Below are 13,842 nucleotides of genomic sequence, written 5' to 3' on the forward strand. Positions count from 1 at the left end.
CTAACTCTCCCTCTTTAGCAAAGAGAGCTTAGGAGAGATTTGATTATGATAGTGATTAGATACAAGCGGGTTAAATGCCTCAAATCACAGAAAAATAAAAACCCTAACCGAAGTTAGGGTTTTGAAAATATCAAACGTATAACACGCTAAACTAGCTTGCGATAGTAAGCTGTCCTGCGTATAGGATAAAGTAACGTAAGCACAATACACCGATTAAATCGAAGATTGAAACTAAAATAATAAACTTAACATTATGTTTCAAACTATGACTACCGAAGATATTTGCCACTAATGGAATCAGGATACCGATAAACAATACTCCAATCCAGAAGATAGCGCCCCAGAAGCCTGATAACGCATTGTGTAACGCTAATTGTTTATCTGCTCCCCCGAAATGTAAGCCCACAAAGAATGCCACTAATAAACCTAATTCTGTCACCATAATTGGTACTTCGAATTTATGAATAAAGTGAACCTCTTTACTTTCCCCTGATAATTTACCTGCTAGCAAAATCACTAAGAACGTTGCTGCAATACCAGATGATGTACCTGATGCTAAGAATAGCGCAGGCAATACTGGATTATTTAACATTGGGTAGCTGATTAACGCTGAAAGCAAGAAGCCTGTATAAGCGCCAAGCACCGCGGCGAAAACGAATAAGATAAATTCAACCGCTTTTAAGCCTTTGCTTTCAACAATATCAATCCAACCTAATACAAATTTAAATGCGGGTAAGTAGCGGTGTACTAATTCGGCAATCCAATCTTTGAACATAATGGCGATCCAGATGACCAATACAGCCATATATAACTGGAACAGCATTACCCCCATCGACATCACTGAAGTGAAGTTATAGTTAAACATTAACTTCCAGAATGTCCACGGTTTGGTCAAGTGGAAAATTAGTAAAGTTAAACCGATTAAGGTTGGGATTGTGCCTAAAATAGCGGCGCTGCGGATCACCCAGTTTTCGCTATTTTTTGCGATTTTATGACCGCTATTGCGGTAAGCAATCGCTAACTGTACTGCACCTGATGAAATACCTAATAAGAAAAGGTAAATCGCAATGGTGCTATCCCACACTAAATTTGGGGTTTGGAATGGAATATAGTCGTTCATTATCTATGCTCCCCCTTGCCAAATGGAATGTGGTATAAGTTCGGCTCTGTACCTAAAGCCACTTTAGTACGATACACAGGATTTTCACGTACTTTTTTGTACACTTCACTGCTGTGATCATTCATATCACCAAAGGTTAATGCTTTAGTTGGGCAAGCTTCTACACAAGCGGGCTGTTTACCTTCCGCAAGATTGGTATCTCGGCAGAAGTTACATTTGTCCGCTGATTTTTTCTCTGGGTGAATAAAACGTACACGGTATGGGCAAACTGCAATACAGTATTGGCAACCAACACATAAGTCTGAATGCACATCAACAATGCCTGTTTCTGGATCAACAAATGAAGCACCTGTTGGACAAACCGCTACACAAGGTGCATTGGTACAGTGTTGGCAAGATTGACGGAAGAATTCATACTCTACATTTGGGAATTCACCATATGGTTCGCTACGGATAATTTCTAAACGAGAAACGCCTTCAGGTACTTTATTTGTTGTACGGCATGCGTCCATACAAGCAGTACAACCGATACAAGCAGTTTCATCGTGCACCATCGCATAGCGAATTTTTTTCTCTTCTTTCTCAGTAGCAAGAGTTACTGAGGTAGCAAGCCCTGTGCTTGCTACGACAGCGATAGCACCTGCCCCTGAGACGAAGTCTCTACGGGTGCAAGTCATTATTTAGTTTCCTTTGCTTTGAGTGAGTCCATTTCAGGGGTTTTAAATTCGCCTGCATGGATTTTTGTATGACAATCTGTACAAAGTTTAATACGTTGTTTCTCAGGAATGTCTTTCATCGGTTCTTTTTCTGGGTGAAGTTCATGACAGTTGGTACATGAAATTTTTGTTGCATGGGTATCATGCGCCCAGAATTTCTCACGTAATTTTTCTGCGGTGTGGCAAGCTACACACACTTGGTTTTGTTCATTTACAGAACGCTCAAGTGAAGGATTGCTTGCTTTGCCGTGCGGGTTAAAACGCATTACGTCTTTCACACCTTTACGGTGATGCTCAGAAATATTACCGTGACAGCTTACACAAGTAATTTGTTCGCCTGTATTTGGGCTTTTCACATCTTTTTGGAAGTGTTTACCCGCATGGTGAAACGGTTTACCTGTTGCGTTTGCTGATTCGTGACATTGCACACAATATTTATTTGGATCACGACGAGCATCTTCTGCAATAGCTGCATCATCTGCTTGTGCTTTAGTCCAAATTGGCTTAGGCTGTTGTGGCATTTCCGCTTGGGAAGCGGTTGCAATTGCAAAAAAACTTGCAAAAACGACCGCTTGGAGGGCGATTGCTCGCCCTGCTTTTGAGATAATGTTTTTCATAATTTCACCTCAAGCTTCTATTATTTCGCTTCTGCTTTTGGTGCTACAACTGCTTTTGGTTCTTCTACCGCGGGTAATAAACCTTTTTTACGAGCTTCCGCATCCCATTGTGGAACAACGGTACGTAAGAATTCATCTTTTGCAGCTTGATCTTTAGGAATATCTAAACCAATTGCTTTTTGTGCTTTTTCTTTTGTCGAGATATCAGGGATTGCGATTGGAGTTGCAACGCCATGTTTCGTTAATACCACGCCTAATTTCGCACGAGCGTCTGCAGCACGGTCGATACCAGTTGCAATAGTACGTAACATCACATCTGGTGCATGGAAGTGGTTACCATGGCCTGCTGCAGAGTAGTCCCAACGCCATTGAGCGTGACGAATTGCAGTTAAGATGTCTTTCATTTCTTCTTGCGTTGCACCAGCGTCCCAAGCTGCTTTCGCTTCAAAGTGAGCTTTCACTAATTGGTCTTCTAAGCGAATCATAGCTTCTTTCACTTCGTGTTTATACTCTTTCACACGTTTTTGTAAGGTTTCTTTACTTTGTTCGTGGCAAGTTTTACAAGTTGCCTCAAAGTTATCAAATGGGTTACCAATTTTGTGTTCAGTATAAACTTTGCCATCTTTATCTTTTACTTTTGGCATATGGCAGTCGATACAAGTTACGCCGTTTTTACCATGTGTACCTTGTGACCAAACCTCAAAGTCTGGGTGTTGAGTTTTCAACATTGGGGCTTTAGATAACGCATGTGTCCAGTCTGCAAATTGGATCTCATCATAGTATTTTTCGATGCTATCCACATCAACGCCTTTATCCCATGGGAAAGTTACGTCAGTTTTGCCTTTGAAGTAGTATTCAACGTGACAGTTTGCACATACTGCTGCACGCTGACCATGTTTATCTAACTCTTCAAATTTCCAACCTACTGTTTCTAATGCACGTAATACATGTGGGCGAGCAATACGTAATGCAGGTTTGCCTTCCTCAAAATCTTTAGATTTTGTGTCGTGACAGTCTGCACAACCAATTGAGTTTACAATTTCCGCACCGTATTTTGCCCATTTAGGATCAAAATAACCACGTTCGCCTTTTTCTTCAATTAAACGTGCAACATCAGGACCTTTACATGTCCAGCAAGCCATTGGTTGAGGACCGTCATTCTCATCTTTTGGGGCACCTGTACGTAAGATTTCACGAACATCCGTGATCGCATAATAATGACCACGTGGCTTGTTATAGTCTTTAGAAAACGCATAACCAGCCCATAACACAACATAACGAGGGTCTGCTTCTAACGCACTACCACGATCGGTTGATTCAGAAGTGGCTTTCCATGAGTTATATTGAAGTGGGTATTTTTCAGCAAATTTATGGTTTGCTGATTCCACCTCTACGCCTAATTTTTCATGTTTTAAAGCTTTATCAGTTAAAGACGGTGATTTTGCTTCTTCCGCCCATGCTGACGATGATAAACACCCCAACATCGCAATGGTTGCCATTGCTAATTTTTTAGTTAAACGTTTCACGTTGTGTCCCCCACATATTTTATTGATAAAAATGAGAATATTTCTTATTAAAAACAATAAGATAAACATTAGTTTATACGTGCGAGAATAAATGAAAGCGAAAGTTTTTTTCTAGGCAAATCTTAACTTTTATTGAAGTAAATCAACAAAAAAACCACAAATACCTCGTAATGGTTACATAAAAATGATTGTACCTCTTTGGTGTGTAAAATTGGGTAGACATCACATTACTCAGATCTCACTTAATTGACTTTCTGATTTTTGTTATTAATATGCTTAATACCCGACTAAAACAATCAGTTTTATTTAAGGAGCTATTTATGAAAATTGCCGTTTACAGCACAAAAAATTACGACCGAAAATATCTCGAATTAGCTAATCAGCAGTATGGTTTTCAACTAGAGTTTTTTGATTTTATGTTAAGCGAACGCACCGCAAAAATGGCAGAAGGTTGCCAAGCGGTTTGTATTTTTGTAAATGATGATGCAAGTAAGACAGTATTGTGTGAGCTGGCAAAAGTTGGTGTAAAAGTAGTGGCGCTACGTTGCGCAGGTTTCAACAATGTTGATTTAACCGCAGCACAAGAATTAGGGTTGCAAGTTGTACGTGTTCCTGCTTATTCACCCGAAGCGGTGGCTGAACACGCCGTAGCGATGATGTTAAGCCTAAACCGCCGTATCCATCGTGCTTATCAACGTACTCGGGATGCAAATTTCTCATTAGAAGGCTTAATTGGTTTTAATATGTATGGTAAGACCGTCGGTATCATTGGTACTGGCAAGATTGGGCTAGCAACAATGCGAATCCTCAAAGGCTTTGGAATGGAACTCTTAGCCTTTGATCCTTTTAAAAATCCTGCAGCTGAAGAAATCGGTGCGAAGTATGTTGAACTAGACGAACTATATGCTAAATCGCATATTATTAGTTTGCACTGCCCTGCTACACCTGAAAATTACTATTTATTAAATAAACAAGCCTTTGCCAAAATGCGTGATGGCGTGATGATCATCAATACTAGTCGTGGTGCATTAATTGATTCATCTGCCGCAATCGAAGCGTTAAAACAGCAACGAATTGGTGCTTTAGGTATGGATGTGTATGAAAATGAGCGTGATTTATTCTTTGAGGATAAATCAAATGACGTAATTTTAGATGATGTTTTCCGCCGTCTATCTTCTTGTCATAACGTGTTATTTACAGGGCATCAAGCCTTTTTAACCGCAGAAGCTTTAACCAATATATCAGAAGTTACCCTAAGCAATATTCAGCAAATCGCTCAGAATGAATATTGTGCCAATAGTGTGTTAGCTTCTTAGCCCCAACAAGCGGTCAATTTTAACTGCTTTTTTGCAAATTTTACGCCAAATTTGGCCGCTTGTTTTATATATCACTTCAAATTTCTATTCTCTTCTTTTATTTCTATTATTTTTAGTGCTTACGGGTTTAAAAATACTTGAATCTATGTTATCAATAATGCTTTTAATTTTATAAATTAAATTAAATAACAATAAGTATCACAATAAATTAGGACACAACAAAATGAACGGTGCAAATTTAGTCATTGAAAGTCTAAAAGCACAAGGTGTAACCACACTATTTGGTTACCCAGGTGGTGCAATTATGCCTACTTATGATGCGCTTTATGACTCAGGTTTAGATCATTTATTAGTACGCAATGAGCAAGGTGCGGCAATGGCTGCAATTGGTTATGCACGAGCAACGGGAAAAGTGGGGGTTTGTATTGCAACTTCAGGCCCTGGTGCAACCAACCTAATTACAGGCTTAGGTGATGCCGCGTTAGACTCTATTCCTGTTGTAGCAATTACTGGTCAAGTGGCAGCACATTTAATTGGTACCGATGCCTTCCAAGAAGCAGATGTTTTAGGGCTTTCGCTCGCTTGTACTAAACACAGTTTTATCGTTCAAAATGTAGAAGAATTGCCTGAAATTATCGCACGTGCCTTCCAAATTGCACAAAGCGGTCGCCCAGGCCCCGTTTTAGTGGATATTCCTCGTGATGTGCAATTAGCACCAACTTCCGCAAAACCTGTTGTTTATGCTAAACATGAACCAACCGCCCAAGATCCCACCAAACTTGCTGAAGCTAACGCACTGATTGCGCAAGCAAAACGCCCTGTTTTATATGTTGGTGGTGGTGTAGGTATGGCTGGCGGTGTGCAAGCGGTCAGAAATTTCTTAAAAATTACCAATATGCCATCGGTTTCAACCTTAAAAGGGTTAGGCACAATTGAAGCTGATGCGCCACTTTATATGGGGATGATTGGTATGCATGGCACTAAAGCTGCAAACTATACTGTGCAAGAATGTGATTTACTGATTGCTTGTGGGGCACGTTTTGATGACCGTGTAACAGGCAAATTAGATACTTTTGCGCCACATGCCAAAGTGATTCATATTGATATTGATAGCGCAGAAATCAACAAATTACGTAAAGCACAAGTCGCTCTCAAAGGTGATTTGATTGAAGCAGTAAATGCGCTTGCTCAGCCGTTAGCGATTGAGGCTTGGCGTGAAGATGTGAAACGCTTAAAAACCGATTTAGGTTTTAAATATGTTGATAACGCAGGCGAAGGCGATATTAATGCCAAAGCGTTATTAAATACGCTTTCACAACGCAAGCCCAAAAATGCGATTATCACAACCGATGTTGGTCAGCACCAAATGTGGTCGGCACAACATTTACAGCATTTTGCACCAGAAAACTTTATTACCTCAGCAGGCTTTGGCTCAATGGGTTTTGGTCTGCCCGCTGCAGTTGGTGCGGTGAAAGCACGTCCGAATGATCCTGTGATTTTAGTGACAGGCGATGGCTCAATTATGATGAATATTCAAGAGCTCGGCTCAATTAAACGAGGTAATCTGCCGATCAAAATTTTACTACTTGATAATCAGCGCTTAGGTATGGTGCGCCAATGGCAATCATTGTTCTTCCACGGTCGTCATAGTAATACCATTTTAGATGATAACCCTGATTTTGTGCTACTCGCATCTGCCTTCGGCATTGCGGGGGAGCGTATTGAGAAAGCCTGCGAAGTTTCAGATGCACTAGATCGTATGTTAAATGCAAAAGGTGCTTACTTATTGCACGTCTGCATTCCAGAAGAAGACAATGTGTGGCCGTTAGTACCGCCTGGTGCGTGTAATGCGGATATGCTAGATGATGAAGTTTAATCGGTTAGGAGAACAGCATGCAACGTTACGATTTAACAATCCAAGCAAACAAACGCCCTGAAACGCTTGAACGTATTTTACGAGTGATCCGCCACCGTGGATTTGAAGTGCTTAATCTACAAGCGGTTAATTCTGGCGAAGAAATCGCAATTCAATTAACGCTTCAAAGCCAAAGGGATATCTCGTTACTTACTGCGCAACTTGAAAAATTATTTGACGTGTTGGCGTTAAGCTAAACAATCAAAGATAGCGTCAAAGCTAAATACTGTATAAAATAACCTTCTATTTGCCAGAGCAATTTTGTTTTGGCTTATTTAACCAACCATTTATTGATCAATAAGGAAATAAAATGGCAGATTTTAACCAAATCTTAACTCCAGGTGATGTTGATGCAGGTATCATCAACGTTGTAAACGAAATTCCAGAAGGCAGCTGCCACAAAATTGAATGGAACCGTAAATTAGGTGCATTCCAATTAGACCGTGTTGAGCCAGCAATCTTCGCAAAACCAACTAACTACGGTTTCATTCCACAAACCTTAGACGAAGATGGCGATGAATTAGATGTGTTATTAATTACTCGTCAGCCATTAGCAACAGGCGTATTCTTAGAAGCGAAAGTAATCGGTGTGATGAAATTCGTTGATGACGGCGAAGTAGATGACAAAATCGTTTGTGTACCAGCAGATGATCGTGATTCAGGTAACGCTTATAACTCATTAGCAGATTTACCAGCACAATTAATCAAACAAATTGAATTCCACTTCAATAACTACAAAGCACTGAAAAAACCAGGCTCAACCGTTGTTCAACACTGGGGTGATGTCGAAGAAGCGAAAGAAGTTATTCGTGAATCAATTAAACGTTGGGATGAGCAAAAATAATTCTCCCACCTAATAAAAAAGGCAATTCACTCGAATTGCCTTTTTTAATATTGCAAAAATAGCCAAAAATTTAACCGCTTGTTTTAAAGCGGTATGCTAATATATTAAAGTTTATTTATCTATTACAAACACAACTGAAAAAATACTTGGAGAGATTATGCCTATTTTACGTTCTGCAACCTCAACGCAAGGTCGCAATATGGCGGGCGCACGTGCCTTATGGCGTGCAACAGGAATGAAAGAAAACGATTTTGGCAAACCGATTATTGCGGTAGTCAATTCATTTACCCAATTTGTACCAGGTCATGTACATTTACGTGATATGGGTAAACTGGTTGCTGAGCAAATTGAAGCAGCAGGCGGCGTTGCAAAAGAATTTAATACTATTGCTGTGGATGACGGTATTGCAATGGGACACGGCGGTATGCTTTATTCATTACCAAGCCGTGATTTAATTGCAGACTCCGTAGAATATATGGTTAATGCCCACTGCGCAGATGCAATGGTGTGTATTTCAAACTGCGATAAAATTACCCCAGGAATGCTCATGGCAGCAATGCGTTTAAATATTCCTGCGGTATTTGTTTCAGGCGGCCCGATGGAAGCGGGTAAAACGAAATTATCGGATCAATTAATTAAATTAGACTTAGTTGATGCGATGATGAAAAGTGCTGACAAAACCGTATGTGATGATGATGTTGATGCAATCGAAAAATCTGCTTGCCCAACTTGCGGTTCATGCTCTGGTATGTTTACCGCAAACTCAATGAACTGCTTAACTGAAGCGCTTGGTTTATCTTTACCAGGTAACGGCTCAATGCTTGCCACTCACACAGACCGTAAAGAATTATTTTTAACCACAGGTCGCCAAATTGTTGAGCTTTGCAAACGCTATTACGAACAAGATGACGAAAGTGTATTGCCTCGTTCAATTGCCACTAAAGCGGCATTTGAAAATGCAATGAGCTTAGATATTGCGATGGGCGGTTCAACGAATACCGTTCTACACTTATTAGCGGCTGCACAAGAAGCAGAAGTTGATTTTACTATGGCGGATATCGACTGTTTGTCACGTAAAGTACCGTGCTTATCAAAAGTGGCACCGAATACTAATAAATACCATATGGAAGACGTACACCGTGCAGGCGGTATTATGGCAATCTTAGGTGAGCTTGAGCGAGCAAACTTATTACATTCAGACACCCGTACGGTATTAGGTATGAGTCTCGGTGAACAAATCGCAAAATACGATATTATCTTAACCAAAGACGAAGCAGTGCATAAATTCTTCCGTGCAGGCCCTGCGGGGATTCGCACAACCAAAGCCTTCTCACAAGATTGCCGTTGGGACACCGTAGATGACGACCGCCAAAACGGTTGTATCCGCTCAAAAGCTTTTGCATATAGCCAAGACGGCGGTTTAGCAATGCTTACGGGTAATATTGCATTGGATGGCTGTATCGTCAAAACTGCAGGTGTGGATGAATCGATCTTAAAATTCACAGGTGATGCAATTGTATTTGAGAGCCAAGAAGATGCCGTTGCAGGCATTTTAGGCGGTAAAGTGCGTGCAGGTCATGTAGTAATTATTCGTTATGAAGGCCCGAAAGGCGGCCCTGGTATGCAAGAAATGCTTTACCCAACCACTTACTTAAAATCAATCGGTTTAGGTAAAGAATGTGCGCTCTTAACTGACGGCCGCTTCTCTGGTGGCACATCAGGCTTATCGATCGGCCACTGCTCACCTGAAGCTGCTTCAGGCGGTACAATTGGTTTAGTGCGTGATGGCGATAAAATTGCAATTGATATTCCAAATCGCTCAATCCAATTACTAGTTTCAGAAGAAGAATTAACCGCACGCCGTGCGGAGCAAGATGCAAAAGGTTGGAAGCCAGCAAATCGTCAGCGTGAAGTTTCACTTGCATTAAAAATGTTCGGACATTTCGCAACCTCAGCCGATAAAGGTGCGGTGCGTGATAAAACCAAACTATAAAAGCTATTGATAAAAAGCGGTCAATTTTTGCTAGGAAACGGCAAAATAATTTGCAAAAATTTGTGCGAATTTGACCGCTTTTTTAGAGTCTATCCATGTTTGATTTATTTTTATCACTCAACCCTATTCTACAAGCATTTATTGCAGGGTTATTCACTTGGGGCTGTACCGTTTTAGGTGCAGCTTTTGTTTATTTTTTTAAAACGGTAAACCGCAAATTACTCGATGTGATGATGGGCTTTGCTGCAGGTGTGATGATTGCCGCCTCCTTTTGGTCGCTCCTCGCTCCAGCCTTAGAATATGCAGAGCCAAGTTATGGTACATTTGCTTGGTTACCCGTTGCAATTGGCTTTCTCGCAGGAGGCTTTTTCTTACGCCTTATCGATCACTTAGTGCCACATTTACATTTAAGCAAACCTCTCACTGCAGCTGAAGGTATGCCGAAATTTAAAAAGCATTTATCGAAAAGTATGTTGCTGTTTTTGGCAATCACGATTCACAATATTCCTGAAGGGCTTGCACTGGGTGTGACCTTTGGTGCACAAGCTTCGCAAGTTGCTGATCAGCAAGCGATGCTGACTGCTGCATTAGGATTAGCAATTGGTATCGGCTTACAAAATATTCCAGAAGGTTCTTCACTTTCACTCCCTATTCGAGGTGAAGGAAAAAGCCGTAAACAAGCGTTCTTATGGGGCGCAATATCTGCGATTGTCGAACCGATTGCGGCAGTTATTGGGGCGGCATTTGTCCTTTCGATGACAGCAATTTTACCCTATGCCCTCGCCTTTGCGGCTGGTGCGATGATTTTCGTGGTGGTTGAAGAATTGATTCCTGAATCACAAAGTGGAGGAAATACGGATATTGCAACGCTTGGCTTAATGGCTGGATTTGTAATTATGATGGTATTAGATGTCGCTTTAGGCTAAGCTATGCACCCATTTTTAACTTCCAAAAGGAATTTGTATGATTTGGTATAAAGCTTTGTTTTCGTTACAAGGAAGGCTCAACCGCCAAGGCTTTTGGATCGGTTTTGCCATCAACTTTATTTTCTTATTTATTGTTGCAAATTTTTGGCTAAATTCAACCGCTTTTAGCGTACTACATTTGATTCCTTTAGCACTAGCGCTATATAGCTTATCTGCGGTAATTATCAAACGCCTACACGATCGTAATCGTTCAGGCAAAGCGGTTACCATGGCATTTATACCCGTTGTATGCTATGGTGTGTCGCTTTCCGCCCAAGGTACAATGGCATGGCTACTTGGTATTATGATGCCGATGTTTATCGGCACAATCTTGTTGCTTGAATGGGGTGTATTTAAAGGGAACCCACAAGCGAATCAATACGGGGAGAAAGGTTTGAGCTTTCAGCTCAAGTAATTTTGATAGTTTTTTTATTGTTACTTTTCTTTGTTTTGCCAAAGAAAAGTAACCAAAAGAAAGGCAACCCTACTTCACCGCTTATCTTCGCTTAGTTGAAATTTGCTTAACGGAACATTTTAGATTCGCTTCGCTCAAGAAAAATGTTCCTACAAATTGCAACACGCTCAGGCGGTTCAGAAGGAAACCGCTCCAAATAGCCTAATACATACTTTCTTTGGCAACACAAAGAAAGTAGGAAAAAACTAATACATTTAAAAACACAAACCAAAATGATCAAACTAAACTACCATAAAACTCACTTTTTAACTTCTGCACCAGATATTCGTCACTTACCTGAAGATAACGGTGTGGAAATTGCCTTTGCAGGGCGTTCAAATGCGGGCAAATCTACCGCTCTGAATGCACTAACCAATCAAAAAAATTTAGCTCGTACCTCAAAAACACCTGGACGTACCCAGTTAATTAACCTATTTGAAGTTGAGCCGAATTGTAAATTAGTCGATTTACCAGGCTATGGTTATGCAGCGGTTCCTGAACAAATGAAACTCCAATGGCAGAAAGCGCTAGGTGAATACTTACAAAAACGCGAATGTTTACGTGGCGTAGTCATCTTAATGGATATTCGTCATCCGCTGAAAGATCTTGACCAACAAATGATTGAATGGGCTGTTTCTGCACAATTACCCGTTTTATTACTGTTAACCAAAGCGGATAAACTTAGCCAAAGCGCGAGAAGCAAAACGGTAAAAATGGTACGAGAAGCGATTCTCCCATTCCAAGGCGATATTCAAGTAGAAGCTTATTCGGCACTCAATAAAATTGGGATTGATAAACTAGCCGCAAAACTTGACGGCTGGTTTAGCGAAGTTTTTGTAGATGTAGAACAACAAGTATAGTATTTAAAGCTTATCTTCGGATAAGCTTTCTTTTTACAGGGAAAATTATGTTTTACGGTTATGTGATTAACCTTGATCGACACCCGCAACGGCTTATGCGCTTTCTTACGCATCCTGATGCAAAATATTTCGAACGAGTGCCTGCCATTGATAAAAAAGTGTTAGCGCTGTTCAATGCGCCAGAAATGCTCTTTGATATCGAACGGATACAAAACACGATAGCCAGAAATATCACGCTAGGGGAAATTGCTTGCACACTGTCGCATATTCGCTGTTGGCAAAAAATTGCGCAAAATACACACCTTGCACTTAACGATTTTGCGCTGGTTGCGGAAGACGATATTCAGCTAGTGGACAATTTTGATTTCTTTCTCAACAACATTCAGCAAGAGCTGAAAAACCGCCCTCATATAGAAATTGCATTGTTGCATAAATTATCGTTATTTCATGAAGGCTTTTATACGGCAAATGCGGATGAACGGGATTTCCACTTTTTGACGGAACATCACGCATCATTATTTGATAATGACGGTTCTGCACTTTACCTAATCCGTAAAGATCGAGCGATTCAATTGGTTGAACAACTTAAAAGCAGTAAACCTTATTGGCTAGCCGATCATTTTAGTCACTTTTGTCCTACTCAAAATATGATGGTATTAAATCCGTTGCTAGGAAAAATTGCTAACCTGAACGATTCAGATCTTGAGGCAGAACGGGAAATTGCCAGAGCGAATAAGTCAGTATAGAATGCCAAAATAATCTCAAATGAATAAGGAAAATCTTATGTACGATTTAAATGAATTACGCCAAGAAACTGATGAAATCATCGAAAATTTATTAAAAGATGGTTCAGATCCTGAAGCGCTTTATATTATTGAACACCACGTAGCACACCGTGATTTTGATAAGCTCGAAAAATTAGTGGTTGATGCTTATAAGCTTGGCTACGAAATTTCAGAAGCGGAAGAAGTGGAAGAAGAAAACGGTAAAGTGATCTTTGTGTGCGACATCGTCAGCGAAGTAAACTTAAATGCGGATATTATCACCGCCCAACAAAAAGAATTATTACCACTGATTGAAAAAGTTGGTGCGGAATACGAAGGTTGGGGGACTTATTTTGAAGATCCTAACGCACAAGATGATGAGTACGGTGAAGACGGCGAATTTTTTGACGATCAAGATGAAGATTTTGATTTCGACGAAGAAGAAATTACCCGTCACTAATATAAAAACGCCCCATACTTGCGTGTGGGGCATTCTTTTGCGGGCTAAAGCCCTTTTTTTATCCAATAGCGATAAGGTGTTTGTTCCGTTTCGCTTGCCAATAATTTATGATCCATAAATTCGCAGAAGCTTGGAATATCTCGTGTCGTTGCAGGATCATCCGCAATAATTAATAAAACCTCATCTTCTGCCATATTTCGAATGGTTTTACGTGTAAGCATAACAGGCTCTGGGCAACGTAACCCTAATGTATCTAATGTTTGATCTATTTGTATATCCATCATTTTTCTCT

15 protein-coding genes are annotated in these 13,842 nt (G+C 40.4%); 10 read left to right on the forward strand and 5 right to left on the reverse strand.

The window, feature by feature from the left end; genetic code table 11:
• Positions 1-151: 151 nt before the first annotated feature.
• From nrfD to nrfA, 4 genes are read right to left on the reverse strand one after another with little or no spacing between them, the layout of a single operon-like run.
• A complete protein-coding gene (nrfD, locus tag F8M47_RS11400) occupies positions 152-1,120 on the reverse strand; it encodes a cytochrome c nitrite reductase subunit NrfD (RefSeq protein ID WP_150540199.1) in 969 nt (322 codons plus the stop codon).
• A complete protein-coding gene (gene nrfC, locus F8M47_RS11405) occupies positions 1,120-1,797 on the reverse strand; it encodes a cytochrome c nitrite reductase Fe-S protein (protein ID WP_150540200.1) in 678 nt (225 codons plus the stop codon). Before nrfC ends, nrfD begins: the two co-directional genes overlap by 1 nt.
• On the reverse strand, positions 1,797-2,453 hold the full coding sequence (gene nrfB, locus F8M47_RS11410) for a cytochrome c nitrite reductase pentaheme subunit (RefSeq protein ID WP_150540201.1): 657 nt from the start codon (positions 2,451-2,453) through the stop codon (positions 1,797-1,799). Before nrfB ends, nrfC begins: the two co-directional genes overlap by 1 nt.
• A gap of 20 nt (positions 2,454-2,473) precedes the next feature.
• Positions 2,474-3,979 (reverse strand): ammonia-forming nitrite reductase cytochrome c552 subunit, encoded by a 1,506-nt coding sequence (gene nrfA, locus F8M47_RS11415; protein WP_150540202.1) that lies wholly within the window; start codon positions 3,977-3,979, stop codon positions 2,474-2,476.
• A gap of 320 nt (positions 3,980-4,299) precedes the next feature.
• On the opposite strand from nrfA, the gene F8M47_RS11420 reads away from it, so the two are divergent.
• The 10 genes from F8M47_RS11420 to rraB all read left to right on the forward strand — a co-directional run bounded on the left by F8M47_RS11420 (position 4,300) and on the right by rraB (position 13,550).
• Complete coding sequence (locus tag F8M47_RS11420) at positions 4,300-5,295, forward strand: 2-hydroxyacid dehydrogenase (RefSeq protein ID WP_150540203.1); 996 nt, start codon at positions 4,300-4,302, stop codon at positions 5,293-5,295.
• 223 nt (positions 5,296-5,518) lie between these two features.
• A complete protein-coding gene (ilvG, locus tag F8M47_RS11425; RefSeq protein WP_150540204.1) occupies positions 5,519-7,171 on the forward strand; it encodes an acetolactate synthase 2 catalytic subunit in 1,653 nt (550 codons plus the stop codon).
• A gap of 17 nt (positions 7,172-7,188) precedes the next feature.
• Positions 7,189-7,407, forward strand: coding sequence for an acetolactate synthase 2 small subunit (gene ilvM / locus F8M47_RS11430; protein WP_150540205.1), 219 nt, complete (start codon positions 7,189-7,191; stop codon positions 7,405-7,407).
• A 113-nt stretch (positions 7,408-7,520) separates the two neighbouring features.
• The gene (locus tag F8M47_RS11435) at positions 7,521-8,054 is read left to right on the forward strand and encodes an inorganic diphosphatase (RefSeq protein WP_005624233.1); all 534 of its coding nucleotides are present in this window, start codon (positions 7,521-7,523) and stop codon (positions 8,052-8,054) included.
• Between the two features lie 157 nt (positions 8,055-8,211).
• Entirely contained in the window at positions 8,212-10,047 is a 1,836-nt protein-coding gene (gene ilvD / locus F8M47_RS11440; RefSeq protein ID WP_150540206.1) for a dihydroxy-acid dehydratase, read from the forward strand.
• Between the two features lie 95 nt (positions 10,048-10,142).
• Complete coding sequence (locus tag F8M47_RS11445) at positions 10,143-10,973, forward strand: ZIP family metal transporter (RefSeq protein ID WP_150540207.1); 831 nt, start codon at positions 10,143-10,145, stop codon at positions 10,971-10,973.
• Positions 10,974-11,010: 37 nt separating this feature from the next.
• On the forward strand, positions 11,011-11,427 hold the full coding sequence (locus F8M47_RS11450) for a DUF805 domain-containing protein (protein WP_150540208.1): 417 nt from the start codon (positions 11,011-11,013) through the stop codon (positions 11,425-11,427).
• 272 nt (positions 11,428-11,699) lie between these two features.
• The gene (yihA, locus tag F8M47_RS11455; RefSeq protein ID WP_150540209.1) at positions 11,700-12,326 is read left to right on the forward strand and encodes a ribosome biogenesis GTP-binding protein YihA/YsxC; all 627 of its coding nucleotides are present in this window, start codon (positions 11,700-11,702) and stop codon (positions 12,324-12,326) included.
• A 47-nt stretch (positions 12,327-12,373) separates the two neighbouring features.
• Positions 12,374-13,072 carry a glycosyltransferase family 25 protein gene (locus F8M47_RS11460; RefSeq protein ID WP_150540210.1) on the forward strand — a complete coding sequence of 233 codons (699 nt, stop codon included), beginning with the start codon at positions 12,374-12,376 and terminating at the stop codon, positions 13,070-13,072.
• Between the two features lie 37 nt (positions 13,073-13,109).
• Entirely contained in the window at positions 13,110-13,550 is a 441-nt protein-coding gene (gene rraB, locus F8M47_RS11465) for a ribonuclease E inhibitor RraB (protein WP_150540211.1), read from the forward strand.
• Between the two features lie 44 nt (positions 13,551-13,594).
• On the opposite strand, the gene tusA is transcribed toward rraB, so the two are convergent.
• Positions 13,595-13,834: a sulfurtransferase TusA gene (tusA, locus tag F8M47_RS11470; RefSeq protein ID WP_150540212.1), complete on the reverse strand. Its 240-nt coding sequence runs from the start codon at positions 13,832-13,834 to the stop codon at positions 13,595-13,597.
• Between the last annotated feature and the right edge of the window lie 8 nt (positions 13,835-13,842).

The organism is Actinobacillus vicugnae, assembly GCF_901687125.1.
Taxonomy (GTDB): domain Bacteria; phylum Pseudomonadota; class Gammaproteobacteria; order Enterobacterales; family Pasteurellaceae; genus Actinobacillus; species Actinobacillus vicugnae.